This is a genomic window from Variovorax sp. P1_G12 (genome assembly GCF_056405555.1).
This window is the reverse complement of record NZ_JBFUBW010000006.1, coordinates 111178-137103: the sequence shown is the minus strand read 5'-3', so window position 1 is coordinate 137103 and position 25926 is coordinate 111178. Positions and strand designations below refer to the sequence as shown.

The 25926-nt window shown below is 68.2% G+C and carries 25 protein-coding genes; 13 read left to right on the top strand and 12 right to left on the bottom strand.

Going from position 1 to position 25926, the window contains the following annotated elements:
- Positions 1–4: 4 nt before the first annotated feature.
- The 6 genes from AC1D2O_RS08970 to AC1D2O_RS08945 all read right to left on the bottom strand — a co-directional run bounded on the left by AC1D2O_RS08970 (position 5) and on the right by AC1D2O_RS08945 (position 7282).
- On the bottom strand, positions 5–829 hold the full coding sequence (locus AC1D2O_RS08970; RefSeq protein ID WP_478091371.1) for a phosphoadenylyl-sulfate reductase: 825 nt from the start codon (positions 827–829) through the stop codon (positions 5–7).
- Positions 830–937: 108 nt separating this feature from the next.
- The gene (locus AC1D2O_RS08965) at positions 938–1330 is read right to left on the bottom strand and encodes a DUF934 domain-containing protein (RefSeq protein ID WP_478091370.1); all 393 of its coding nucleotides are present in this window, start codon (positions 1328–1330) and stop codon (positions 938–940) included.
- On the bottom strand, positions 1327–3108 hold the full coding sequence (locus AC1D2O_RS08960; protein ID WP_478091369.1) for a nitrite/sulfite reductase: 1782 nt from the start codon (positions 3106–3108) through the stop codon (positions 1327–1329). Before AC1D2O_RS08960 ends, AC1D2O_RS08965 begins: the two co-directional genes overlap by 4 nt.
- A gap of 223 nt (positions 3109–3331) precedes the next feature.
- Positions 3332–4948 (bottom strand): MFS transporter, encoded by a 1617-nt coding sequence (locus AC1D2O_RS08955; protein ID WP_478090732.1) that lies wholly within the window; start codon positions 4946–4948, stop codon positions 3332–3334.
- 52 nt (positions 4949–5000) lie between these two features.
- Positions 5001–5219, bottom strand: a complete 219-nt coding sequence (locus AC1D2O_RS08950; protein ID WP_478090731.1) for a CstA-like transporter-associated (seleno)protein — start codon at positions 5217–5219, stop codon at positions 5001–5003.
- A complete protein-coding gene (locus AC1D2O_RS08945) occupies positions 5216–7282 on the bottom strand; it encodes a carbon starvation CstA family protein (protein WP_478090730.1) in 2067 nt (688 codons plus the stop codon). The genes AC1D2O_RS08950 and AC1D2O_RS08945 overlap by 4 nt, the downstream gene beginning before the upstream one ends.
- A gap of 222 nt (positions 7283–7504) precedes the next feature.
- Here AC1D2O_RS08945 and AC1D2O_RS08940 point away from each other — a divergent pair, with 222 nt between their 5' ends.
- Positions 7505–7768 carry a hypothetical protein gene (locus AC1D2O_RS08940; protein WP_478090729.1) on the top strand — a complete coding sequence of 88 codons (264 nt, stop codon included), beginning with the start codon at positions 7505–7507 and terminating at the stop codon, positions 7766–7768.
- 9 nt (positions 7769–7777) lie between these two features.
- Here AC1D2O_RS08940 and AC1D2O_RS08935 read toward each other — a convergent pair whose 3' ends face one another.
- From AC1D2O_RS08935 to AC1D2O_RS08915, 5 genes are all read right to left on the bottom strand, one after another.
- Complete coding sequence (locus tag AC1D2O_RS08935) at positions 7778–9232, bottom strand: GntP family permease (protein ID WP_478090728.1); 1455 nt, start codon at positions 9230–9232, stop codon at positions 7778–7780.
- A 3-nt stretch (positions 9233–9235) separates the two neighbouring features.
- A complete protein-coding gene (locus AC1D2O_RS08930) occupies positions 9236–10222 on the bottom strand; it encodes a patatin-like phospholipase family protein (protein WP_478090734.1) in 987 nt (328 codons plus the stop codon).
- Positions 10223–10439: 217 nt separating this feature from the next.
- Positions 10440–11336 (bottom strand): transglutaminase family protein, encoded by an 897-nt coding sequence (locus AC1D2O_RS08925; RefSeq protein WP_478090727.1) that lies wholly within the window; start codon positions 11334–11336, stop codon positions 10440–10442.
- Positions 11337–11415: 79 nt separating this feature from the next.
- Complete coding sequence (gene mnmC / locus AC1D2O_RS08920) at positions 11416–13290, bottom strand: bifunctional tRNA (5-methylaminomethyl-2-thiouridine)(34)-methyltransferase MnmC2/FAD-dependent 5-carboxymethylaminomethyl-2-thiouridine(34) oxidoreductase MnmC1 (RefSeq protein WP_478090726.1); 1875 nt, start codon at positions 13288–13290, stop codon at positions 11416–11418.
- 21 nt (positions 13291–13311) lie between these two features.
- Positions 13312–13587 carry an oxidative damage protection protein gene (locus AC1D2O_RS08915; protein WP_478156751.1) on the bottom strand — a complete coding sequence of 92 codons (276 nt, stop codon included), beginning with the start codon at positions 13585–13587 and terminating at the stop codon, positions 13312–13314.
- A 128-nt stretch (positions 13588–13715) separates the two neighbouring features.
- Here AC1D2O_RS08915 and AC1D2O_RS08910 point away from each other — a divergent pair, with 128 nt between their 5' ends.
- The 10 genes from AC1D2O_RS08910 (at position 13716) to AC1D2O_RS08865 (ending at position 23406) form a co-directional block, all read left to right on the top strand.
- Positions 13716–14744, top strand: coding sequence for a sulfate ABC transporter substrate-binding protein (locus AC1D2O_RS08910; RefSeq protein ID WP_478091418.1), 1029 nt, complete (start codon positions 13716–13718; stop codon positions 14742–14744).
- Between the two features lie 19 nt (positions 14745–14763).
- Complete coding sequence (gene ssuE / locus AC1D2O_RS08905) at positions 14764–15348, top strand: NADPH-dependent FMN reductase (protein ID WP_478156749.1); 585 nt, start codon at positions 14764–14766, stop codon at positions 15346–15348.
- 267 nt (positions 15349–15615) lie between these two features.
- Entirely contained in the window at positions 15616–16572 is a 957-nt protein-coding gene (locus AC1D2O_RS08900) for a sulfonate ABC transporter substrate-binding protein (protein WP_478091415.1), read from the top strand.
- 149 nt (positions 16573–16721) lie between these two features.
- On the top strand, positions 16722–17891 hold the full coding sequence (gene ssuD, locus AC1D2O_RS08895; protein WP_478091414.1) for an FMNH2-dependent alkanesulfonate monooxygenase: 1170 nt from the start codon (positions 16722–16724) through the stop codon (positions 17889–17891).
- A gap of 9 nt (positions 17892–17900) precedes the next feature.
- Positions 17901–18743, top strand: a complete 843-nt coding sequence (ssuC, locus tag AC1D2O_RS08890; protein ID WP_478091412.1) for an aliphatic sulfonate ABC transporter permease SsuC — start codon at positions 17901–17903, stop codon at positions 18741–18743.
- Positions 18740–19570 (top strand): ATP-binding cassette domain-containing protein, encoded by an 831-nt coding sequence (locus AC1D2O_RS08885; protein ID WP_478091411.1) that lies wholly within the window; start codon positions 18740–18742, stop codon positions 19568–19570. Before ssuC ends, AC1D2O_RS08885 begins: the two co-directional genes overlap by 4 nt.
- Before the next feature lie 52 nt (positions 19571–19622).
- The gene (locus AC1D2O_RS08880) at positions 19623–19838 is read left to right on the top strand and encodes a TOBE domain-containing protein (RefSeq protein WP_028250350.1); all 216 of its coding nucleotides are present in this window, start codon (positions 19623–19625) and stop codon (positions 19836–19838) included.
- 542 nt (positions 19839–20380) lie between these two features.
- Positions 20381–21820, top strand: a complete 1440-nt coding sequence (locus AC1D2O_RS08875) for an amino acid permease (protein ID WP_478094238.1) — start codon at positions 20381–20383, stop codon at positions 21818–21820.
- Positions 21821–21895: 75 nt separating this feature from the next.
- Positions 21896–22810, top strand: coding sequence for a serine O-acetyltransferase EpsC (gene epsC, locus AC1D2O_RS08870; protein WP_478094240.1), 915 nt, complete (start codon positions 21896–21898; stop codon positions 22808–22810).
- A 41-nt stretch (positions 22811–22851) separates the two neighbouring features.
- Positions 22852–23406, top strand: a complete 555-nt coding sequence (locus AC1D2O_RS08865; protein ID WP_478156747.1) for an NADPH-dependent FMN reductase — start codon at positions 22852–22854, stop codon at positions 23404–23406.
- Positions 23407–23480: 74 nt separating this feature from the next.
- Here AC1D2O_RS08865 and AC1D2O_RS08860 read toward each other — a convergent pair whose 3' ends face one another.
- Complete coding sequence (locus AC1D2O_RS08860) at positions 23481–24128, bottom strand: FMN-dependent NADH-azoreductase (protein ID WP_478092303.1); 648 nt, start codon at positions 24126–24128, stop codon at positions 23481–23483.
- Between the two features lie 129 nt (positions 24129–24257).
- Between AC1D2O_RS08860 and AC1D2O_RS08855 the strand changes: the two genes are divergently transcribed.
- On the top strand, positions 24258–25175 hold the full coding sequence (locus AC1D2O_RS08855) for a LysR family transcriptional regulator (protein WP_478156745.1): 918 nt from the start codon (positions 24258–24260) through the stop codon (positions 25173–25175).
- A 103-nt stretch (positions 25176–25278) separates the two neighbouring features.
- Complete coding sequence (locus AC1D2O_RS08850; protein ID WP_478092299.1) at positions 25279–25920, top strand: peroxiredoxin; 642 nt, start codon at positions 25279–25281, stop codon at positions 25918–25920.
- Positions 25921–25926 lie beyond the last annotated feature (6 nt).

The window sequence follows — 25926 nt, the reverse complement described above, 5'->3', positions numbered from 1 at the left end:
GGGTTCAGTTCGGGATGGCACGGATGGGGATGGCGCGGTTCGGCAGTGGAGAGACGGCGGAGACTGCGGAAACTGCGGATAAGGGTTCGAAGGCCGCGGGCTCCTCGCCTTCGTGGCTGCCATCGGCCGCCACGTGCAGGCCGCATTCCTTGGCGCTTTCCTGCTCCCACCACCAGCGGCCCGAGCGGAAGTCCTCGCCCAGGGTCACGGCCCGCGTGCAGGGCGCGCAGCCGATGCTCGGATAGAACTGGTCGTGCAGCGGGTTGTAGGGCACTTCATGCAGCGAGATGTAGTGCCAGACGTCGCCCCAGGTCCAGCGCGCGAGCGGGTTGACCTTGACGCGCTCGGCCTGTTCCTCGATGAACTCGACCTCGGCGCGGGCGCCCGACTGCTCGCGGCGCAGGCCGGTGATCCAGCCGCGCTTGCCGGCCAGCGCGCGTTCGAGCGGCTCCATCTTGCGGATGTGGCAGCAGGCCTTGCGCAGTTCGAGGCTGCGGTACATCGCCTCTTCGCCGTTCTCGGCGACGAAGGCGGCGGCATCCGCCTCGATCGGACGGTAGACATCGACCTGGCGGCCGTAATGCACCTGCAGCCGGTCCAGCAGGTCCAGCGTCTCGGCGTGCAGCTTGCCGGTCTCGAGCACGAAGACGCCCGCCGGCACCTGGAAGCGGTGCAGCAGGTCGGTCACGACCATGTCCTCGGCGCCGAGGCTGGAGGCCTGCGTGATCGGCGTGAATTCGGTCGCTGCGCCGCGCAGCAGCGCCACGCTCTCGGCGAGCTTGTCGTCGAAATCGGCAGAGGGCTTGGCGTAGAGCGAGATGGCGTTCATATCAGTCTTTTCGGGGAACGCCGCGGAACCGGCTTTGCCGGGCCGCTGGCGTTGCCCCCTTGAGGGGGGAGGCGGCGACACGCAGTGAGCAAGCAACGGGGGTGGGTTTCATGCCCGTTTGAAGATGGGGGTGGCTTGCACTGCGTCGCCCTGGTAGAAGGCGGCGAAGCGGTCGAACTGCCGCTGGGCGGCGGAGGCGTCGACGCCTTCCTTCAGCACCGCGCTCGAGAAGCCGGTGCGCTGCATCTGCACCAGCTGGTCGATGAGCACGTCGCCGGTGGCGCGGATGTCGCCCTGGAAGCCCAGGCGGCGGCGCAGCAGGAAGGCCTGGCTGTAGGCGCGGCCATCGGTGAACTTCGGGAAGTTCAGGTCGATGCGCTCGACGTCCGTGAGGCACACCTCGATCGCGAGCGGGTCGGCGTCGTTGGGCAGCTGCAGCACATTCGGCTCGCCGTTGTCGACGTGGTCCTCGGCGGCGATGAGTCGAAGCGTCTTGTTCATGCAGCCACCTCCTCGACCTTGAAGCGTGCGCCGTTGGCGGCGGCCTTGAACGGCTCGATACCGACCCGGCGCAGCGCGTCGATGAAGGTCTCGCCCGCTTCGCGGGTGTCGCGGTAGGTGTTGAGCACGGCCTCGATCACGTCGGGCACTTCGGCTGCCGAGAACGACGGGCCGACCACCTTGCCGGCCTGCGCCGCACCGCTGAGCGTGGAGCCGTCGGAGCCGCCAAGCGTGACCTGGTACCACTCCTTGCCGTCCTTGTCGACGCCGAGGATGCCGATGTGGCCGCTGTGGTGATGGCCGCAGGAGTTGATGCAGCCGCTGATGTGGAGATCGATCTCGCCGAGGTCGTCGAGTTCGTCGAGGTCCTGGTAGCGCTCGGTGATGGCTTCGGCGATCGGGATCGAGCGCGCATTGGCCAGCGCGCAGAAGTCGCCGCCGGGGCAGGCGATCATGTCGGTCAGCAGGTGCACGTTGGCGCTCGCGAAGCCGGCCTCGCGGGCCGCCAGCCACAGCGCATGCAGGTCTTCCGCATGGACCCAGGGCAAGAGCAGGTTCTGGTCGTGCGTGACGCGGACTTCGCCGGCGCTGAAGCGGTCGGCCAGCAGGGCTGCCGTGTCGAGCTGGTCGGCCGACGCGTCGCCGGGCGCCTGCAGCAGGCGCTTGAACGACAGCGTGACGGCGCGCAGCGCGGGATTGCGGTGCGGCGCCACGTTGCGCTGCAGCCAGCGCGCGAACATCACGTCGTCGGCGGCCTGGGCGCGCAGGTCGGCATCGGTCTCCTCGGCGCTGCGGAACACGCGGGTCGCCAGTGTCGGCGGCACGAAAGAGGCGCTCACGCGGTCGAGTTCGGCCTGGGTGATGGTGTGCGGCGCGCCGTCGTGCTCGATCACCTGCTTGTACTCGGCCTCGACGTCATCGATGTAGCGCTGGCCTTCGGCCTTCACGAGGATCTTGATGCGGGCCTTGTAGATGTTGTCGCGCCGACCGTAGCGGTTGTAGACCCGGACCACCGCTTCAAGGTAGTTCATGATCTGGTTCCACGGCAGGAACTCGCGCAGCACGGTGCCGATGATCGGCGTGCGGCCCATGCCGCCGCCGACCTGGACCCGGAAGCCCAGTTCGCCGGCCGCGTTCTTGAGCAGGTGCAGCCCGACGTCGTGCCAGCCGGTGGCGGCGCGGTCCTCGGTGGCACCCGTGATCGCGATCTTGAACTTGCGCGGCAGGAAGGCGAATTCGGGGTGCAGCGTGCTCCACTGCCGCATGATTTCAGCGAACGGGCGCGGGTCGGCGATCTCGTCGACCGCGACGCCGGCACGCTCGTCGCTCGTGATGTTGCGGATGCAATTGCCGCTGGTCTGGATGCCGTGCATGTCGACCGTCGCCAGCAGGTCCATCACGTCGGCCGACTTCGACAGCGGGATCCAGTTGTACTGGACGTTCTGGCGCGTCGTGAAGTGGGCGTAGTGGGTCGGCAGCTTGTGCGTGCCGAGCTTGCCCTGGGTGGCCAGCGCGTTCTTGTAGACCTCGGCCTCGGGCTCGTCGTAGACGCGCGCGATCTTCGCCAGCACGCGCAGCTGACGGCTCGACAGCTCGCCATAGGGCACGGCCACGCGCAGCATCGGTGCGTAGCGCTGCACATACCAGCCGTTCTGCAGGCGCAGCGGTCGGAATTCGTCCTCCGCGAGCTTGCCCGTCTGCCAGCGTTCGAGCTGGTCGCGGAACTGGGCGGCACGCAGGTGCACGAACTGGCGGTCGAAATCTGTGTATTGGTACATCGTGTGTCAGTAGCTGGAAAGCGGTGCGTCCACTGCTCGTCGAAGCGAGCGAGGAATGTAAAAGCGAGGCTTATGGAAACAAACTATTTTTTGGTTCGCGCCTTATGCGGATAAGCATATTCACCAGTCGCCATGCGGGTTTCGAGGCGATTCGATGGCTTTTTCGGATAAGGCGAAACCGGGTCGGAAGGCGAGCGAAGCCAGGGAAGCGCGCGTCCGGGAGTCAGGGGAGCGGCCTTCGCGCCGCCGCGAAGGCCGCCTGGATGTCCTCGAGCCGCCGGCCGCGGGTCTCGATGCCGCTGCGCACCAGCATCAGGGCCGCCACGGCCATCGGCAGCGCGATCAGCAGCGCCGAGGCCGTGAAGTGCTCGAACACGCCGGCGACGCCGAAGCCGGCGCCGAGGATGCCGCCGAACTTCGAGCTGGCCGCGATCACGCCCGAGCCGGTGCCGCGCAGGTGCACCGGGTAGATCTCGGCCGCATAGGGGATCAGCATCGCGATCACGCCGCTGGAGCTCACCAGCAGCAGGGCCGTGGTCACGACCATCGCCAGGGCCGAATGCACCTGCGCCAGGCCGAGTGCGAAGAACACCAGCAGCGTGGCGGCCGTCAGGCCGATGAAGAGCACCAGCGCCTTGATGCTGCTCCAGCGGTGGTACAGCCAGATCACGAGCGCGATGCCGGGGAGGGCGAGCAGGGCGGAGCGGGCCAGCAGCGCGCTGGCGGCGCTGGCGTCCATGCCCATGCTGCCGAGGTTGGTCGGCAGCCACAGCAGGAAGCCGAAGTTGACCAGTCCCCAGGCCACGCCGCAGACCGCCAGGCCCCAGGTGACGCGCGCGTGGCCGCCGCGCAGCAATTGGGCGATGCCGCCGGCGGGGACCTCCTCCTCGGCCACCACCGCGGCGGCGACCGCGGCGCCCGTGCCTGACGGCTGCCCGCCTGCGAAGCGGGCAAGCACGGCGCGGGCCTCGTCGGCCAGCCCGGCATTCGACAGGAAGCGCGGCGACTCCGGGATGTAGCGGCCGAGGAACACGATCAGCAGGCCGGTCGGCAGGCCGAGCAGCCACAGCGCGCGCCAGCTGAACTCGGGCACCAGCAGGGCCGCCGAGCCGGCCGCCAGCAGGTAGCCGGCCGAGGTGCCGATGCCGCCCAACGCCACCAGCAGCCAGCCGCGGTGCGCCGCGGGCACGGTCTCGGCCATCAGCGTGAAGGTGATCGGCAGCAGCCCGCCGGCCGATGCGCCCATCAGGAAGCACATGACGAGGTTCCACTCGAAGCTGGGCATGGCGCCGCAGATCGCGGTGCCGATGAACATCAGGGCCGACAGCAGGATCGCCGAGCGGCGCCCGAACAGGTCCGCCAGCCGGCCCCAGAGCACCGAGCCGACGGTGGTGCCGGTGAGCGCCACCAGGGCCAGCACGCCGGCGCGCTCGCGGCTGATCTCGTATTCGTGCGTCATGCCCGGCATCACGAAGCCCAGCGTGGCCGGTTTCAGCACGTCGACCGCCAGCGCAACCACCAGCACGAGCACCAGCTTCCAGTGCTCGCGATTGAGCGGAACGCCGTCGGCCACGTGGAACTGCAGGTGGCTGTCGCCGTGCAGGCTCTTGCGCATGCCGGAGATGCGCGGCATCAGGCCATAGGCCGCGAGCAGCACGCCGAATGGGATCATCGCCATGCCGGTCAGCATGGTGGCGTCCATCTCCATGCCGACCATCTGATAGCCGGTGCTTCTGCCCATCATGAACATCGGCAGGTGCGCAAGCACGCCGCCGATGATGGCGACACAGCCGGTCCAGAAGGCGAGCGGATGGTGGAAGTCGAAGTTCTGGGGTTTCACGGGGCCTGCTTTCGGGCCCGGATGTTAGCCGTCCGCCGGAGGTCCCGGGAATTCAGCAGCAGCGGCCCGCACCCTGGCCGTAGCGGCGCTCGATCACCGTGGCGCAGTAGTCGTTGCGCGACAGCACCGGCGCACCCGGGTGGCGGGCGGCGGCGTGTTCGAGATAGCGCTCGTAGTCCGGCATGCCGAACACCTGGCGGCAGGCCGAGCAGACGCGGCGCCAGCGCGCGCCCATTGGGCGCCGGTCGTCGACGTCGAGGGCCTCGTTCATGGCGCTGCTCCCCGGGCGCCTGCCATCGGCGGGATCTCCTGGGCGGTCGGTCGGGCCTGCTTGAGCGCCTGCAGGCAGATCTTGGCCGCGAAGACGCACATGGCAAGCACCAGCAGCACGAAGAAGCTGCAGACGACCGCGTCGAGGGTGTTGTTGAAGGCCACGCGCTGCATCTCGGCGATCGACTTGGCCGGCGCGATCAGCGTGCCCTGCGCGGCAGCGTCGCCGAACTTGCGCGCCAGCGCCAGGAAACCGATGGCCGGGTCGGGATGGAAGATCTTCTGCACGCCCGCGGTGAGCGTGGTGACCAGCAGCCAGGCGGTCGGCACCAGCGTGACCCACACGTAGCGCTCGCGCTTCATCTTCACCAGCACGCTGGTGCACAGCAGCAGCGCGATCCCCGCCAGCATCTGGTTGCCGACACCGAACAGCTGCCACAGCGTGTTGATGCCGCCGAGCGGGTCGACCACGCCCTGGTACAGGAAGTAGCCCCAGAGGCCGACACAGAGCAGCGTGGCGAGGATGTTGGCGGGCAGGAACTCGGTGTTGCCGAGCGGCTTGTAGAGGTGGCCCAGCATGTCCTGGATCATGAAGCGGCCGACCCGGGTGCCGGCATCGACCGCAGTCAGGATGAAGAGGGCCTCGAACAGGATCGCGAAGTGGTACCAGAAGGCCTCCATCGACTTGCCTCCGAAGGCCTGGCCGAGTATCTGCGCCATGCCGACCGCGAGCGTCGGTGCACCGCCGGCGCGCGACAGGATGCTGGTTTCGCCGATGTCGATCGCCGTCTGGTTGATCATTTCGGGCGTGATCGTGAAGCCCCAGCCCGAGATCACCTCGGCCGCGTGGGCGGCGGTGGTGCCGATCACCGCGGCCGGCGCGTTCATCGCGAAGTAGATGCCGGGGTCGAGCACGCTGGCGGCGGTCAGCGCCATCACCGCGACGAAGGACTCGGCCAGCATGCCGCCGAAGCCGATGAAGCGCATGTGCGACTCTTTTTCGACCATCTTCGGCGTCGTGCCCGAGGAGATCAGGGCATGGAAGCCCGACACCGAGCCGCACGCGATCGTGATGAACAGGAACGGGAACAGCTTGCCCGAGAACACCGGGCCGCTGCCGTCGATGAAGCGCGTGGTGGCCGGCATCGCGAGCATCGGCGCGACGTAGTAGATGCCGAGCGCCAGCGCGACGATGGTGCCGATCTTCAAGAAGGTGCTGAGGTAGTCGCGCGGCGCCAGCATCAGCCACACCGGCAGGCTGGCGGCGATTGCGCCATAGCCGATCAGCGCCCAGGCCAGTTGCGGGCCGGTGAGGGTGAACCACGGCGCCCAGGCCGGGCTCTCGGCGACCACGCGGCCGAGGAAGATCGAGGCCAGCAGCAGGACCACGCCGAAGATCGAGGCCTCGCCGACGCGACCGGGCCGGATCAGGCGCATGTAGACGCCCATCAGCAGCGCGATCGGGATGGTGGCGAAGATCGTGAACAGGCCCCAGGGGCTGCCGGTCAGCGCCTTCACAACGATCAGCGCCAGCACCGCCAGGATGATGATCATGATCGCCAGCACGCCGACCAGCGCCAGCGTGCCGGGCACCGGGCCGAGCTCCATCTTGATCATCTCGCCGAGCGACTTGCCGTCGCGCCGCACCGAGGCGAAGAGCACGATGAAATCTTGGACCGCGCCGGCCAGGACCACCCCGGTGAGGATCCACAGCGTGCCGGGCAGGTAGCCCATCTGCGCCGCCAGCACCGGCCCGACCAGCGGCCCGGCGCCCGCGATGGCGGCGAAATGGTGGCCGTAGAGCACCCACTTGTTGGTCGGCACGTAGTCCATGCCGTCGTTGTGGCGCAGCGCCGGGGTGACGCGCGAGTCGTCCAGCCGCAGCACCTTGTCGGCGATGAACTTGCTGTAGAACCGGTAGGCGATGAAATAGACGCACAGTGCCGCGGTGACCAGCCAGACCGCGTTGACGCTCTCGCCGCGGCCCAGCGCCAGCGCGGCAAAGGAGAAGGCACCGAGCAGGGCGATCGCCGGCCACAGCAGCAGGGAGGTCAGCTTGTTCATGGCGCGGCTCCTGTCTCGAGGCCGCCGATTCGGACATGGCCGTCGGCATGTCTCCTTCGGCGGCAGCCATCTTCCTGCGGCGGCGGCCCCGGCGCAAGGCGCAGATTGAATCGGATTGCGACTGCCCGGAGTGGATAGGGCCTAAGTCATATGGACCCGGCGCCGCCCAGGCCCTAAGGTTCGTCGCTTCCGAAGTCGTCGAATAACAACCGGGGAGATGCCGTGCATCGGTCGAAAAGAGGTCAACTGGCCAGGCTGCGGGGCGAAACGGTGCGCTGCCGGCTGGCGGTGGCGGCCGCGCGCGAGGCGATGATCGAGTCGCTCGGCGACTTCATGTGCGGCAGCGGGGTGCCGCCGGGCGTGCAGGACATCCGGGCGCTCGACCGCCTCTGCGAAGCGCTGGAGGAGGCCGAGGCGGCCTATGCGCGCCGCCTCGCGGCCCCGCCGGAGCTGCACGTCGCCGGCTTGCAGCGGCGAGTGAGCTGAGCCGGCGGCTCAGAACGAGCCGACGGCCGAACCGAGCACGATCACGGCGACCAGTGCGATCAGCGCGCCGACGATGCCGACCATCACGATGTCGAAGTAGCTCTCGCGGTGCTTGGTGCCGCAGACCGCCAGCAGCGTGACGACCGCGCCGTTGTGCGGCAGGCTGTCGAGCGTGCCGGCACCGATCACCGCGACCCGGTGCATCAGCGCCGGATCGAGGCCGGTGGTGGCGGCCAGCTGCATGAAGGTGCCGCCCAGCGCGTCGAGCGCGATCGTCAGGCCGCCCGAGGCCGAGCCGGTGAGGGCGGCCAGGATGTTGGTGGACAGCGCCAGCGACACCAGCGGTCCGCCGCCGATGCCCAGCACCCATTCGCGCACCATCTCGAAGGCCGGCATCGCGGCCACCACGGCGCCGAAGCCCACCAGGCTGGCGACGCAGACCACCGGCAGCACCGAGGCATTGGCGCCGGCGTCGACCGTGGCGCGCAGCGAGGGCAGGCGCTTCCAGTTGAGCGCGACCAGCACCGCCATCGCCGCGGCGAGCGCCACCAGCACCGCCCAGACACCGCCCACGTTGGCCAGGCTGATGCCGCCGAAGCGGGGCTCGGCCAGGAAATCGGTGTCCATGCTCGGCAGCACCACCAGCGCCATCAGCAGGTTCACGAGCACCACCACCACCAGCGGTGCCAGCGCCACGACGATGCCGGGCTGGCCGGCGCCGTGTTCGCCGTGCCGGACCTCGGCCGGGTCGAAGCTGCCGGCCGTGGTCGCGCGCTCTCGCACCACCGGATCGACGGCGGCATCGATATGCGCGTCCGACGTCAGGGTGCCGAAGCTCTCGCCGGCGGCGCGCGCGCGGGACTCGGCGCGCCGCAGCCACCACATGCCGAAGCCTAGCATGATGGCCGAGGCGATCACGCCCAGTCCCGGCGCCGCGAAGGCGGTGGTGCCGAAGAAGGGCATCGGGATCGCGTTCTGGATCGCCGGAGTTCCTGGCAGCGCCGACATGGTGAAGGTGGAGGTGCCCAGCGCGATCGCGGCCGGCATCAGGCGCGCCGGTATGTCGGCGGCGCGGAACAGCGCCTGCGCCATCGGTGCGAGCACGAAGAAGGCGACAAACAGGCTGACGCCGCCGTAGGTGACCAGCGCGCCGGCCAGCACCACGGCGAGCATCGCGCGCTTGGGTCCCAGCTTCTCGGTCATGAAACGGGCGATGGTCTGCACCGAGCCGCTGTCGTCCATCAGCTTGCCGAAGACGGCGCCGAGCAGGAACAGCGGGAAGAACTGGGCCAGGAAACCGGCCGCCGCGCCCATGAAGGTCTGGGTCCAGTGCGCCAGCAGCGGTTCGCTGGCGAACAGCGCGGCGATCAGCGCGGCCGCCGGTGCCAGCACGAGCACGCTCCAGCCGCGGTACGAGAGCCAGATCAGCAGACCCAGGCCGAGGAAGATGCCAAGGAGTCCCATCGTTCAGACTCCTTCGAGCAGAGCGTCGAGATCGAGCGTCGAGCGCTTCCCGATGTCGCCCTTGTGTGCGTCGATGAACGCCTGCGCCGAGCGTCGACCTTCGTCGCGCAGCTTGCACAGGAAGGGCCACTCCGAAATCATCTTCGACGAGGCGCCAAGTTCGAGCATCGCGTCGGTGGCGACGCGGTGGATGCGCATGCGGGCCCAGGCCGCGCCTTCGCCCTTGCCCGGGTCCGCCACCTGGCGCAGCAGGGCGATCATGCGCAGTTCCTTCAAGAGCGGGGAGTTGAACGACAGCTCGTTGAGCCGGTCGTTGATCTCGCTCGCGCTGCGCGGCACGCCGGCCCGCTCGATCGGGTTGATCTGGACCAGGATCGTGTCGCTCGCCTGGCATTCGCGGATCAGCGGCGTCATCGTCGGATTGCCCGAGTAGCCGCCGTCCCAGTAAGGGTCGCCATCGATCTCGACCGCGTGGAACATCGTCGGCAGGCAGGCCGACGCCATCAGCACCTCGGGCGTCATTTCGGCATTGCGGAACACCCGGCCGCGGCCGGTGCGCACATTGGTCGCGGTGACGAAAAGCTTGATCGGCGAGGCCGCGAGGCGGTCGAAGTCGATCAGCTCGGCCAGGATGCCGCGCAGCGGATTCATGCCACGCGGATTCAGGTCGTAGGGCGACCACAGGCGCGTCGCCAGCTCTGCGGCCATGAAGGCCGGCGAGTTCTCGAGGCTCCAGGTGCCGGTGATCATGTCGATCCAGCCCCGCTTGAAAGGGCTGTACTTGGCCGCATCGGCGACGCCGCGCCAGAACTTGTCGAGCGATTCACGGGCGCCCTCGGCGCCGCCCGCCGCATGGCCGGACACCAGTGCCGCGGCATTCATCGCGCCCGCCGAGGTGCCCGAGATGCCGTCGAGACGCACCGATGGCTCCTCCAGCATGCGATCGAGAACGCCCCACGTGAAAGCACCGTGTGAACCGCCACCCTGCAAGGCAAGGTCAATGGGAACAATCTTCAATGGGCCCTCCTCAGGCGTTGTGGCGCACGGGACGTGCGGTTTTTGTTGGTTGGGGTGGATCCTAATTCCGAATCCGGCGGCCCGACCCGCCCACGGCAACGCAATTCGCGTGCCGGCAACTTCATGAAAGCTTCATGCGACCGACACGCGAATGTCATGAGGCGCCTGCAAGCGACGCTTCCTGCGGGGCTCAGCTCGTCACTCGCCGCACCACCACGCTCGCCTCCAGCCCCTCATAGGCCTCGGCGTCGCCGTACCAGCTGCCCGAGATCGGCGCCGCCAGGGCCGGGTCGCGGGCCACGCCGACGCGAATCAACTGGGTGCTCCCCATGAGATTGTTGGTGGGATCGAAGGCGATCCAGCCGGCGCCCGGCAGGTAGGCGTGCAGCCACGCATGCGTGCTGCCGGAACCGGTGACTGCCTGCCCCGGCTCCGCTTCGCCGGTGTCGAGTGCCGCGTCGTAGAGATAGCCCGACACGAAGCGTGTCGCGACGCCCAGGCGGCGCGCGGCTTCCATCATCAGGAGCGCGTAGTCGCGGCAGCTGCCGCTGCCCAGCGCCAGTGTCTGCAGCGGTGTCTGCGTGCCTTCCTCGTCGCGCGCGACATAGCGCAGGCTCTGGCCGATGTGCGCGTTCATGCGCGTCAGCACCTCGCGCGTGCTGTTGGGCTGGTCGGTATGGAGGAACTGGTGCGCCCAGCGGATCAGCGTGCCGTCGGGGTCGTCGTGGTGCGGTCGCAGGTAGTGCTCGAGATCGAGTCGTTCCTGTAGCGAATAGGCAAAGGGCAGCAGTTCCGCCGAAGGCTCCAGCGCCAGTTCATCCAGCCGTGCGGGCACGTGCTCGATGGTGAAGGAGCAGACGATGCGCAGCTCGGTCGCCTCGCCCATCGGCTGCACCAGCGCCACCGAGTTGGAATGCGGGTCCTGGATCATCCGCACGTAGGCCTTGGGGCTGACTTCCAGGTCGGTCGCGAGCACCCGCAGGTCGTGGCTGTCGCGCGGCCTGAACATCACGCGATGCAGCCCGAAGGTGACGGGCGTCCGGTAGCGGTAGACGGTGGTGTGGGTGATGTTGTACTGGATGACCATGGGACATTGTGGCCGCGCCGGCCTTTTCGTTCCATTTGGGGATGCGTCCGACCGGGACCAGGGTGTCGACCCCGCTCGACTACATGGCGCTGGCCAACCTCTGATCGGCCGCTCGCGCGCTGTCCAGCGCCTGCGCCAGCTTGAGCGGCAGCGGCAATGGCTCGCCGTGCCACCGCGCGGCCAGCAGCTCGGCGCACAGCGCGGCGAAGCTGAGTCCGCGCGAGCCGAGGGCGGTGCAAAGCCAGATGCCGTCGGCCAGCTGGGGCGACAGCGGGCCCACCAGCGGCCGTCGATCCGCCGAGGCGCAGCGCACCCCGGTCCAGGCCTGGGTGGCGCCGTCCGCGAACGCGCGATCGAGCTGCGCTGCGGCCTCGGGCAGCAGCCGCGCCAGCCGCTCGCGATTGAAGGCGGTGTCAGCGGCGCGCGGCGAGGCATCGATGCTGTCGCGGTCGAAGGTGGCGCCTGTGCACCACAGGGCGCCCCCGGCCCCCGGCACGCCCGCGATCAGGTGGCCGTCGCCGTTCACCGGCGCGTCGGGCAGGCGCAGGCCGCCCGTCATGCGGCCCCACTCGACCTGGCCGCGCACGGGTTGCAGGGGAAAGTCGGGCGCCAGCGCGCGGCTCTCGAAGCCGGCCGCGATGACGACCCGGTCGGCCTCGGCCAGCAGTTTGCCGCTCGCGTCACGCAGGGCCCATTGCGGGCGGTCGGTGCCGATGCGCTCGATCCGTGCCACGCGACAGCCGGTCTGCACGCGGATGCCGGGCCGGGCGAGCCAGGCCTCGACCAGCCGCGCCGGCCGGACCCAGCCGGCGCGCGCATGCCAGAGGGCCGCGGAACCGGCCGGCAGGCCCGACGCGCGAAGCCGGTCCGCACCGGCATGCCACGACTCGTTGGGCCCTTGGGCGGACCAGCCGGCCGGCAGGCGATCGTCGCCGGCGGCCCGCCGCTCGAGCACGCCGCTCGCGCGCCAGTCCGAGCCTTCCACCAGCCACTGCGCCAACTGCTGCCAGGTGGCGCGAATGCCGGCGCGCGTCAGGCGCGAGAGCAGAGCGTCGTCGGGCGAGACATGCGGCGCCAGCAACCCGGCCGGCAGGCTGGATGCGCCGGCCGCCGGATGATCGGCTGCTTCGAGCACCTGCACCTCCCAGCCCCGGCGCGCCAGGCTGGCCGAGACCGCCGCGCCGGCCAGGCCGGCGCCGATGACCGCGCAACGGCCAGCCGTCGCCGGCTGGGTCGGTCCGGGCCCGCGCTGCCGGATTTGCCAGGCCGGCTCGAACACGCCTTGCAGACGGTCCCGCTTGGGCGGCAGGCCGGGCGCCTTGGTGAGCTGGAAGCCGTTTTGCGCCAGCGCGTCGCAGACCGCGCGCGCAATCGTCCAGGTGGCGAGCCGCGTGCCGCGCCGGGCGAAGCGCGACACCGCCTTGAGCGTGTCGGCCGACCACATGGCCGGATTGCGCTGGGGATTGAAGCCGTCGAGGAAGATGCTGTCGGCCTCGAAACGCTGGGCCCGCAGCATGGGCTGCACGTCGCCGATGCACAGCGTGAGCAGCACCTGTCCTTCGTCGAACGACAGGCGGTGGAAGCCGGGCAGCAGGCCGTGCCACTGCGCCGCCAGCGACTCGGCCAGGGGAAGAAGCTCCGGGTAGGCGGTGGCGGCGCGCAGCAGATCGTCGCGCGAGACCGGAAAGGCCTCGATCGAGACGAAGTGCAGCAGGTGCGGGCGCTCGGGATCCTCGCGCCAGGCCTGCCAGCTGGTCAGGAAACTGAGGCCGAAACCGAATCCGGTTTCGAGAATCCGCCATTGCGGCTGGCGGGCCCAGGCCGCGGGCAGGCCGCATCCGCCCAGGAACACCTGCCGGGCCTGCGCCGGAGCACCGCTTTCGGAGTGGTAGATGTCGTCGAATCGCGCGCTGCGCGGAATGCCGTCGGCGCGCCAATCGACGGGCTCGGCCATGGGGACGGAAACCCTAAAAGCTCAGGCGGCGGGCGGCGGCACGTAGCCCTGCGCGACGTCGGCGCCTTCACCGAAGAAGTGCTTTTCCATCTGCCGCGCCAGGTACTGGCGGGCGCGCGCATCGGCCAGGTTCAGGCGGTTCTCGTTGACCAGCATGGTCTGCTGCTTGAGCCAGGCGGCCCAGGCCTCCTTGCTGACGTTTTCCCACAGTCGCTTGCCGAGCTCGCCGGGGTAGGGCGGGAAGTCGAGGCCTTCGGCCTCTTTGCCGAGCTTGATGCACTGGACCATACGTGCCATTTTGGATGCCTTTGTGGGTGTCTTAGTTGATTTCGTTATTTGGAACTGAGAACTCAGTCGTTCTCGATTCCATATGCCGTATCCAGAATACGTGGCTTCAGCTTTATGCCATTTACGAGCACAAGACCATGCGCCTTCGCCGCGACTTTATCAAGCTTTCCCTCGGCGCCGCCGCTGCCGCCAGCATCGCCCTGACGGCAATGCCGTCGTTCGCGCAGGGCGTGACATTGCTCAACGTCTCCTACGACCCGACCCGCGAGCTCTACGTCGACTACAACCAGGCCTTCGCCAAGTACTGGAAGGCCAAGACCGGCCAGGACGTCACGATCAAGCAGTCGCACGGCGGCTCCGGCAAGCAGGCGCGCTCGATCATCGACGGCATCGACGCCGATGTCGCCACCCTGGCCCTGGCCGGCGACACCGACGCGCTGGTGACGCACGGCGGCCTGGTCAAGCCCGACTGGCAGAAACGCCTGCCGCACAACTCGGCGCCCTACACCTCGACCATCGTCTTCCTTGTGAAGAAGGGCAACCCCAAGGGCCTGAAGGACTGGGACGACCTGGCCAAGGCGGGCGTGCAGGTGATCACGCCGAACCCGAAGACCTCGGGCGGCGCGCGCTGGAACTACCTGGCGGCGTGGGAATTCGCCAAGCGCAAGTACGGCAGCGAGGCCAAGGCCAAGGAGTTCGTCGGCAGCCTCTACAAGAACGTGCCGGTGCTCGACACCGGCGCGCGCGGCTCGACCATCACCTTCGTGCAGCGCGGCGTCGGCGACGTGCTGCTCGCGTGGGAGAACGAGGCCTTCCTGGCGCTGAAGGAATTCGGCCCCGACAAGTTCGACATCGTCGTGCCTTCGATCAGCATCCTGGCCGAGCCCACCGTGACGGTGGTCGACAAGGTGGTCGACAAGAAGGGCACGCGCGCCGTGGCCGAGGAATACCTCAAGTACCTCTATTCGGACGAGGGCCAGGATGTGGCGGGCCGCAACTACTACCGCCCGACCTCCGACAAGGCGAAGGCCAAGTACGCGACGCAGTTCCCGAAGCTCACGCTGTTCACGATCGACGAGGCCTTCGGCGGCTGGGCCAAGGCCGACAAGGCGCACTTCGCCGACGGCGGGTCCTTCGACCAGATCTACCTGAGCAAGCAGAAGTAACGCACGCGCAAGGCCACCGATGTCCGTTCTCCTGATTGCCGGCAGTCCTTCCGCGCCCTCGCGTTCGGCGGTGCTGCTCGATGCGGTGGCCGCGCGGCTCGCCGAGCGCCATGTCCCGGTCGAGCTGCTCGCGATCCGCGAACTCGCCGCGCATGCGCTGCTGCTCGGCGAGGCCTCGCACCCGTCGGTGCAGCATGCGGTCGACCAGCTGCGACGCGCCGATGTGGTCGTGATCGCGACGCCGGTCTACAAGGCGGCCTACAGCGGCGTGCTCAAGGTCTTCCTCGACCTGCTGCCGCAGACCGCGCYCAAGGGAAAGACCGTGCTGCCGCTGGCCACCGGCGGCAGTCCGCACCACATGCTGGCGCTCGACTATGCGCTGCGCCCGGTGCTGCAGTCGCTGGCGGCACGGCACATCCTGCCGGGCGTCTATGCGACCGACGGCCAGGTGACGCTGCAGCCCGAGGGCGCCTACCAGCTGCAGGCCGAGCTCGCGCAGCGCCTCGACGACGCGGTCGAGACGCTGGCGAGCGAGGGGCTCAGGCTGCCGCCGGCCTGGGGCTTCGAGGCGATCGATTTCGCGCACGTGCGATGTAGCGTCTGACGCGCCTGGCGTCCCGCGCGGCGCCCCTTCCCCCAGAACCCCGTCCCGAACGAACTCGCCGCCCAGCGGCGCGGGACTTCCTTTGCCTGAAAGAAACACATGCCGCCCGTTTTCACCGACGACTTCCAGGATTCGCGCCCGCTGCGCTGGATCCTCGCCGACTCGCGATCAGCCCGCTGGTGGTGGCCGCGGCCGTGCTGATCACCGGCTTCCTCGCGACCACGGCTGCTCCCCTGTAACTCCTGCCCTCCGAACGAAAGCATCACCATGACCTCGCATTCATCGATCCGCCGACGACTGATCCAGGGCGCAGCCGCAGCCGTTGCGCTGCCGGCGTTCGCCGCCTTCGCCCAGGCTCCCGCGCGCACGCTGCGCATCGGCAACCAGAAGGGCAACCTGAGCCTGCTCAAGGGCCGCGGCACGCTCGAGAAACGCCTCGCGCCCTTGGGCGTCAGCATCAAGTGGACCGAGTTCACCGCGGGGCCGGTGCAGCTCGAAGCGCTCAATGTCGGCTCGATCGACTTCGGCGACGTCGGCGAGGCGCCGCCGATCTTCGCGCAGGCCGCGGGCGCCCCGCTGGCCTATGTGGCGGCGACCGTGCCGCGTCCGCAATCCGAAGCGGTGATCGTGCCGAAGGCCTCGACCCTCCAGTCGGTCAAGGACCTCAAGGGCAAGAAGGTCGCGCTCAACAAGGGCAGCAATGTCCACTACTTCCTGGTCAAGCTGCTCGAGAAGCACGGCCTCGCCTATGGCGACGTCAACGTCGTCTTCCTGCCGCCTGCCGACGCGCGTGCCGCTTTCGAGAAGGGCTCGATCGACGCCTGGGTGATCTGGGATCCGTTTCTCGCGGCGGCGCAGAAGACGCTCGACGCCAGGCTGCTCGCGGACGCCACGGGCGTGGTGGGGAACCGGGCCTTCTACTTCTCGTCGCTCGACTATGCCGGCAGGAACGCCGACGTGATCAAGATCCTGATCGAGGAACTCGACAAGGTCGACCAGTGGGCCCAGGCCAACAAGGGTGCCTTCGCGGCCGAACTCGCGGCGCTGTGGGGCCTGCCGCAACCGGTGGTCGAGCTCTCGGTGTCGCGCACCCGGTTCGGCACCGGCCCGATCACCAGGGCGATCCTGGCCGAGCAGCAGCAGATCGCCGACACCTTCCTCGCGCTCGGGCTGATCCCCAAGAAGATCAACCTGCTCGACGCCGCGGCCGCGGGTACCTCTTGAGACCTTGCGGGACAGACCAAGACTTGCGGGACGGACCAAGAAACTGCGAAGCAGTTTTTGCTCTGTCCTCAACTGACCAAAAACCTTGCGGGACAGACCAAGAAACTGCGCAGCAGTTTTTCCCTGTCCTCCACTGACTGAGAATTCCGATGCAAATCTTCTGGTTCCTGCCCACACACGGCGACAGCCGCTACCTCGGCACCACCGAGGGCGCGCGCGCGGTCGACCTGGACTACCTGCAGCAGATCGCCGGCGCGGCCGACTCGCTCGGCTATGAAGGCGTGTTGATTCCGACCGGCCGTTCGTGCGAAGACCCCTGGGTCGTCGCGTCCAGCCTGATTGGTGCGACCCGGCGGCTCAAGTTTCTGGTCGCGGTGCGACCCGGGCTGCATGAGCCGAGCCTGGCCGCGCGCATGGCCGCGACCTTCGACCGGCTGTCGGGCGGGCGCCTGCTGGTGAACCTCGTGACCGGTGGCGACCAGGCCGAGCTCGAGGGCGATGGCGTGTTCCTCGGCCATGCCGAACGCTACGCGCAGTCGGCCGAGTTCATCCGCATCTGGCGCGAGATCATCACGCGCAGCCATGACAACCAGAGCTTCGACTACGACGGCGAGCACCTGCGCGTGAAGGGCGCCAGGCTGCTGTTCCCGCCGGTCCAGAAGCCTCATCCGCCGGTGTGGTTCGGCGGCTCGTCGGCCGCGGCGCACGACCTGGCGGCCGAGCAGGTCGATGCGTACCTCACATGGGGCGAGCCGCCGGCCGAGGTGGCGAAGAAGATCGCGGACGTGCGGGAGCAAGCGCATCGCAAGGGCAGGGCGGTGGAGTTCGGCATCCGCCTGCATGTGATCGTGCGCGAGACCGAGGACGAAGCCTGGCGGGCCGCCGAATCGCTGATCAGCCGGGTCGACGACCAGACCGTGATCCGCGCCCAGGCCGCCTTCGCGCGCATGGATTCCGAAGGCCAGCGCCGGATGGCCGCGCTGCACGCCGGCGGCGCCCGGCGCACCCGTGCGGAGCTCGAGATCAGCCCCAACCTGTGGGCCGGCGTCGGGCTGGTGCGCGGCGGCGCAGGCACCGCGCTGGTGGGCGATCCGAAGACCGTCGCGGCGCGCATCGAGGAATACGCAGCGCTCGGGATCGACCACTTCATCCTCTCGGGCTACCCGCACCTGGAGGAGTCCTATCGCTTCGCCGAGCTGGTGTTCCCGCTGCTGCCGCGCAAGCGGCGCCCGGGGCTGCCGGGCCCGGTGCCGGGCGGGCCATTCGGCGAAGCGGTCGCCAATCTCGATGCGCCTTCGCGGCTCGTCTCCCAGAGCTGAAGGACACGCATGAATCAACAAGTACAGGCCCTGCCCGTGGCCGCGCCCTCGCTGGATGCCGCCAGGGGCTTCGCCATCGGCGTCGCCCGGCGGTTGGTCCCGTGGCTGGTGCCCGTCGCGCTGGTCGTCGCGTGGCAGGCCGCGTCGTCGCTCGGCTGGCTCTCCACCCGCGTGCTGCCGGCGCCCATCGACGTGGTCAAGGCTGCGTGGCGGCTCACGGCCTCGGGCGAACTCTGGACCCACGTCAAGGTGAGCGCGGCACGGGCGCTGACCGGGCTGGTGATCGGCGGCGGACTCGGGCTCGCGCTGGGCCTCCTGACCGGCTCGGTGAGATTCGCCGAGACGCTGCTCGATTCGACCCTGCAGATGGTGCGCAACATTCCGGCGCTGGCGCTGATCCCGCTGGTGATCCTGTGGTTCGGCATCGACGAATCGGCCAAGCTGTTCCTGATCGCGGTGTCGGTGTTCTTCCCGATCTACCTCAACACCTTCCACGGCATCCGCAATGTCGATCCGCAACTGATCGAGATGGGCCGCACCTACGGCCTCACGCGCTGGCAGCTCTACCGGGAAGTGATCCTGCCGGGCGCGATGTCCTCGATCCTCGTGGGCCTGCGCTTCTCGCTGGGCCTCATGTGGGTGATCCTGATCGTGGCCGAGACCATCTCGGCGCAGTCGGGCATCGGCTACCTCACGATGAATGCGCGGGAGTTCCTGCAGACCGACATCGTGCTGGTGGGCATCCTGCTGTACGCGCTGCTCGGCAAGCTGGCCGACCTGTTCGCGCGCGGTCTTGAACGCTGGTGGCTGCGTTGGCATCCGGCCTACGGAGTGACGGGAGTGACGAAATGAGTGCGCGGCTTCAGCAAACACACGCCGGCGATGCAGGCGGCGTCCGCCTCGACATCCGATCCTTGAGCAAACGCTACGGCGAGCGCGAGGTGCTGCGCAACACGCAGCTGGCCATCGAACCCGGCCAGTTCATCGCGATCGTGGGCCGCAGCGGCTGCGGCAAGAGCACCTTGCTGCGCCTGGTGGCCGGTCTCGAAGAGGCAACGGCAGGTTCGCTGCAGGTCGAGGGCCAGGCCGTCGACGGTCTGCACGACGACACGCGGATCATGTTCCAGGAAGCGCGCCTGCTGCCATGGCGGCGCGTGCTCGACAACGTCGTGCTGGGCCTGCCCGAGGCGGGGCGGGCACGCGGCGAGGAGGTGCTGGCGCAGGTGGGCCTGGCCGAGCGCCGCGGCGAGTGGCCGGCACGTCTGTCGGGCGGCCAGCGCCAGCGGGTCGCGCTGGCCCGGGCGCTGGTGCATCAGCCGCGGCTGCTGCTGCTCGACGAGCCGCTGGGCGCCCTCGACGCGCTCACCCGCATCGAGATGCATCGCCTGATCGAGCGCCTGTGGCTGCGCCACCGCTTTACCGCGCTGCTGGTCACGCACGACGTGCAGGAAGCGGTGGCGCTGGCCGATCGCGTGATCCTGATCGAGGACGGCCGCATCGCGCTCGATGAACACATCGCGCTGGCACGGCCACGGTCGCAGGGCGACGCAGCCTTCGCGGCGATCGAGAAACGCATCCTCGACCGGGTGCTGCAGAAGCCGGCGGACGCAGACGCCGAGCCGGCCAACGACATCCGCTGGACCGACGGGCCGGCGCATGTGCTGCGCTGGGCCGTGTGACCCCGTTCATTCATTGCTGATCCATCCCATTTCCAACCCGAAGGAGTCTTCCATGTCCATCCAGGCCATCAATGTGCGCAACCAGTTCAAGGGCAAGGTGCGCGAGATCATCCGCGGCGACGTCGTCTCCGAAGTCGACGTCGAAACCGCGTGGGGCATCGTGACCTCGGTCATCACCACGCGCTCGGTCGACGAACTGCAGCTCAAGCCCGGCTCCGACGTCGTGGCGCTGGTGAAGTCGACGGAGGTGTCGATCGCGAAGCTGTGAGCCCGCTCAAGTCCTCGAAAGCGTCGCCGATTGCTTTCGCGGGCTTGAGCATCTACCATCTGCATTCATTCGAGCACCCGCGGGTGCTCGAATCGCGTCTGAAGCTCGGCGAATCGATCTGGGCACAGGCGTGGAGACTCATCCAGGGAGTGGAAGCAATGCACCAGACAACGCGTGGCGAATGCCACCGAATGCACGAGCGCTTGTCGTCGGTCACGACGCAACGCACGCCGGCCCCATCCGCGCGCTTTCGTGCGCTTTCGTGCGATCCGGCCTCGTTGCGCCGATCACCCGTTCTGCCGCCGCTGTAGCGCGCTGACCGTTTCCACGCCATCCACCGCCGCCGAAGCCGGCAGCTGAGCTGTCGCCGGCCCAGCGCGCGAGCGGCTTCGCCTCCCACGTGTCCGTTCCCGGTACCCGGGGCACCGTCGCGCGCGCAGCCGCGCCTTGTCGCCGGCCGCACCTTTCACCTTCCGATCGAAAGCGAACCTATGGTCCTTGCCTGATCCGCACCACAGCCAAATCACGAGGGAGAAACAAGAATGAGCAACACACAAGACCAGGAACTGAAGCAGGGACTCAATCGCCGCCACATTCTCTTCATCGCATTGGGTTCTGCGATCGGCACCGGGCTTTTCTATGGCTCGGCCAAGGCCATACAGCTGGCTGGCCCGTCGGTGATCTTCGCCTATTTGCTGGCCGGTGCCGCAGTCTTCATCGTGATGCGGGCCTTGGGGGAAATGATCCTCCACCAGCCGCTTCCCGGTTCCTTCGGCGGCTATGCCAGCCACTACCTGAGCCCGCTGGCGGGCTTCCTCACCGGCTGGACCTACATCATCGAGATGGTCCTGGTCTGCATCGCGGATGTGATCGCCTTCTCGATCTACATGGGGCTCTGGTTCCCCGATGTGCCGCCCTGGATTTGGTCGCTCGGCATCACGCTGATCATTGCCGAACTGAACCTGTGCGCGGTCAGGATGTTCGGCGAGATGGAGTTCTGGCTGTCGCTGATCAAGGTGGTCGCGATCTGCGCGATGATCGCCGGCGGCGCCTGGATCATCTTCTTCGGCTACACGTCGACCCATTCCGACGGCACCGTGGTGCGGAACGCGGCCTCGGGCATCGCCAACCTCTGGTCGCATGGCGGCTGGTTTCCCAATGGCGTGCTCGGATTCGTGTCGGCGTTCGCGGTCGTGATGTTCGCCTTCGGCGGCATCGAGATCATCGGCCTGACTGCCGCCGAGGCGCAGGATCCCGAAAGAAGCCTGCCGCGGGCGATCAATAGCGTGCCCGCGCGGATCCTGGTCTTCTACGTGGGCACGATGTTCGTGCTGATGTCGATCTATCCATGGAACGAGATCACCGGCGCCAGCAGTCCGCTGGTTCAGATCTTCGGCAGCATCGGGATCACGTCGGCCGCCCATATCCTGAACGTGGTCGTGATCACCGCCGCGGTCTCCGCGATCAACAGCGACCTGTTCGGGGCCGCGCGCATGATGTATGGCCTCGCCAGGCACAAGCATGCGCCCGACGCGCTCGGCACGGTGTCGCGGGCCGGCGTGCCTGTGATTCCGGTGATCGTGATGCTCGCCGCCATGCTGACCGGCGTGGTGCTGCACATGATCTACCCGGAAGGCCTGTTCTTCATCGTGGCGGCCATGGCGACGTTCGCCACGGTCTGGGTCTGGCTGATGATCCTGCTGTCGCACTGGTGCATGCGGCGGAAGATGCCGCGGGAAGTGGCTGGGGCGCTGCGGTTTCCGGTGCCCTGGTGGCCGGTCGCGCCGGCGGCCGCGATCGGCTTCCTGGTCTTCACCATCGTCCTGCTCGGTGTCAACGAGGCCTCCCGGCCCGCCCTGTACGGTGGCGTGATCTGGATCGTCGGCCTGTCGATCGTCTACTTGAAGATCGTGAAGGGCCGCGAGATCCCGCTCACCATGCTGGCGGAAGTCGACGGGAGCAAGTTGAGAAAGCAGTTCTGAGCGGCCAAGACCCGCAGTTCGTGGGGTCTTGCGCGATGATGCATCGTCGATGCCCCCACGATTGAAGGAGTCTGCATGCCCTTGTTCGATATCGGCGAGATCGTCGGCGCGCTGCGCGATGCGCGCGACGAGTGGCGCGATGCGCAGCGGCGCTCGCGCGAGCCCGGCGGCCGCGAGTTTCCCTCCCGCGAGGCGCTGGCCGGGATCGTCGAGTCGCTCAAGGGCGCGCTGTTCCCGATGCGGCTCGGCCCGCCCGAACTGCGCCACGAGAGCGAGGATTTCTACGTCGGCTACACACTCGACGCGGCGCTCAATTCACTGCTGAACCAGGCGCGGCTCGAACTGCGCTACATGGCGCGCCACGCGCCGGGCGGTGGCGACGAGATCGACGCTCGAGCCACCGACGCGGTGCGCAAGTTCGCGGCGGCGCTGCCATCGATCCGGCGCCTGCTCGACGGCGACGTGCTCGCCGCCTTCCAGGGCGATCCTGCGGCCCGCAGCGTCGACGAGGTGCTGCTCTGCTACCCGGGCGTGCTGGCGATGATCCACCACCGCCTCGCGCACCAGCTCTATGGCCTGGGCCTGCCGCTGCTCGCGCGCATCGCGGCCGAACTCGCGCACAGCCAGACCGGCATCGACATCCATCCGGGCGCCAGCATCGACGCCGGCTTCTTCATCGACCACGGGACGGGCGTCGTGATCGGCGAGACCGCCGTGATCGGCAAGCGGGTGCGCATCTACCAGGCCGTCACGCTCGGCGCCAAGCGCTTCCCGACCGACGTCGAAGGCCATCTGCAGAAGGGACTGCCGCGCCATCCGGTGGTGGAAGACGACGTCGTGATCTATGCCGGCGCGACCATCCTCGGCCGCGTCACGCTGGGCAAGGGCGCGACCATCGGCGGCAACGTCTGGATCACCGATGACGTGCCGCCCGGGGCCAGCGTGTCGCAGGCCAGCCTGCAGAACGCGCCGCAGCGGCGCCGGCCCTGAGCTATCGTCCCATTCCCTCAACCCGTTCTCAAGGAGTCTTCATGAGCCAGAAAAAAATTGCCGTCGTCATCGGCAGCCTGCGCAAGGATTCGCTGAACCGCAAGCTCGCGCTCGCCATTGCGCATCTTGCGCCCGAGGATTTCACCTTCGAGCATGTACGCATCGACGACCTGCCGCTGTACAACCAGGACGAAGACGGCAACCAGGCGCCTGCGGTCAAGCGACTGAAGACCGAGGTCGCCGCGGCGGACGGCCTGCTGTTCGTCACGCCCGAATACAACCGCTCGGTTCCGGGCGTCCTCAAGAACGCACTCGACAACGCCTCGCGGCCCTACGGCCAGAGCGCCTGGGCCGGCAAGCCGGCGGGCGTGGTCGGCGTGTCGGTCGGCGCCGTCGGCACCGCCGTCGCGCAACAGCATCTGCGCGGCATCCTGGCCTACCTGGACGTGCCGACGCTCGGCCAGCCCGAAGTCTTCCTGCAGAACAAGGAGGGCCTGTTCGACGACAAGGGCCATATCGCCGAAGGCAGCAAGCAATTCCTGCAGGGCTGGGTCGACAGGTACGTAGCCTGGATCAAAACCCACACGGGGAAGTAAACGCCAAAAGGGGCGGGTCGCTCGGATGCGGACCGCCCCTTCCTTGATGCGGACGCGCAAGCGTCCGATCCGAATCAGGCCGCCAGGGTGGCCTGGTCCTGATTCGCCGCCTTACCGGTCGCCACGGCGATGTCGGCGCGCGCGGCGGCGAGCGCCGCAGCCTTGGCGGCATCGCCCATGCCGACGCCTTCGGCGCGCACGAAGCGCACGTCGGTGATGCCGAAGAAGCCGAAGACCACCTTCAGGTAGCTCTCCTGGTGCTCCATCGCCTGGCCGCCTTCGCTGGTCGAGTACATGCCGCCGCGGCTCGAAGCCACGATCACGGTCTTGCCGGTCGCGAGGCCGACGGGGCCCTTGTCGGTGTACTTGAAGGTGCGGCCGGTCTGCGCCAGGCGGTCGATCCAGGCCTTGAGCTGGGTCGGCACCGTGAAGTTGTAGAGCGGGGCGCCGACGACGATCACGTCGGCCGCCAGGAACTGGCTCACCAGGCGCTCGGAGACTTCGTTCTCGCGGCGCTGGGCTTCGGTGGGCTCGGCCTGGACGCCGACCTTGATGCCGAGCGCATCGGCGCTGAAATGGTTGGGGGTGTCCACCGCGAGGTCGAGGTAATCGACGGTCGTGTTCGGGTGGAGCTTGCGCCAGTCGGCCACCACTTCGGCCGTGAGTTGGCGGGAGACGGAATGGCCACCGAGGACGCTGGAATCGACGTGCAGGAGCTTCATGATCAATGCTTTCCTTGAAAGCGCCGGCACTGAAATCGGTCGGCGTTGGAAGTATTCTATTTTTGTGGCGATTGAATGATAAGTCTGTAAAAATGGCTTACTTCGTTCCAAAAATAGGACAGTCATCCCGTGCAAGACCTGAACGACATGGTGTTCTTCGCCGAGGTGGCCGAGCGCGGAGGCTTCGCGGCCGCCAGCCGGGCGCTCGGCATCCCCAAGTCCCGCCTGTCGCGGCGGGTGGCCGAGCTCGAAGCTCAGCTCGGTGTCCAGCTGATGCAGCGCAGCACCCGGCGGCTGTCCCTGACGCCGGCGGGCGAGATCTACCTCAAGCATTGCGCCGCGATGCGCGACGCGGCGCAGGCGGCTTCCGAGGCGGTCGCACAGGTCCAGACCGAGCCGAGCGGCACGGTGCGCCTGAGTTGTCCGGTCACGCTGGCGCAGAGCAGCGTCGGTCCGCTGCTGCCCGAGTTCCTTCGGCGCTATCCGCAGGTCCGGGTCGAGATGCGCGTGATGAACCGGCCGGTCGACCCGGTCGAGGAGGGGGTCGACCTGGCCTTGCGCGTGCGCCCGGCGATCGAGGACAGCGCGACGCTGGTGGCCAAGAATTTCGGCGTCAGCCGCGGCATCCTGGTGGCGAGCCCGGATCTGCTGCAGCGGCAGGGGCCGGTGGCGACGCCGGCGGACCTGGAAAAGCTCGACACCGTCGCGATGTCGACCGGCGATGGCCGCGCCAGCTGGCGGCTCGAGGGGCCCCACGGCAAGGTGCTCGTCCACACCCACACGCCGCGCTACGTGGCCGACGACCTGCTGACGCTCAAGTTCGCGGTGGTGCAGGGGACCGGCGCGTCGGTGCTGCCCGACTACATGTGCCGCCGGGAAATCAACGCCGGCAAGCTGCTCGAGGTGCTGCCGGGCTGGGGGCCGGCGCCCGGGATCTGCCACGCCGTGTTCCCCGCGCGGCGCGCCCTGGTGCCGGCGGTGCGCCGGCTGATCGATTTCCTGGTCGAAAACCTGGACGGCGCCGAACCGCACCACTTGATGGAATAGGACGCTTATGTCCAAAAGCTCATATTCAAACAAGTAGATATTCGTTTGTCATTTAAGCGATGGTTTGCAGAATGGCGGCCCATCCCAGCAAGAACCAACGAACATGGCCACCCTGCGACTCGGCGACACCGCCCCCAATTTCACCCAGGACTCCAGCGAAGGCGCGATCGACTTCCATCGGTGGGCCGGCGATTCGTGGGTGGTGCTGTTCTCCCATCCGGCCGACTTCACGCCGGTGTGCGCCACCGAACTGGGCAAGACCGCGGCGCTGTCGGGCGAATTCGCCAAGCGCGGCGTGAAACCGATCGCGATCAGCATCGATCCGGCGGACAAGCACAAGGAATGGATCGGCGACATCAACGAGACGCAGAACACCACCGTCGACTTCCCGATCCTGGCCGACGCCGACCGCACGGTGGCGGACCTGTACGACATGATCCACCCGAACGCGTCGACCACCGCGACCGTGCGCAGCGTCTTCATCATCGACCCGAAGAAGACGATCCGCACCACGCTGACCTACCCGGCGAGCACCGGCCGCAATTTCGACGAGATCCTGCGCGTGATCGATTCGCTGCAGCTGACCGACAGCCACAAGGTGGCCACGCCCGTGAACTGGAAGGACGGCGACGACGTCGTCATCATCCCGAGCCTGCAGGACCCGGCCGAACTGGCCGAGCGCTTCCCGAAGGGCTTCAAGGCGGTGCGCCCGTACCTGCGCCTGACGCCTCAGCCGAACAAATAAGCCTGC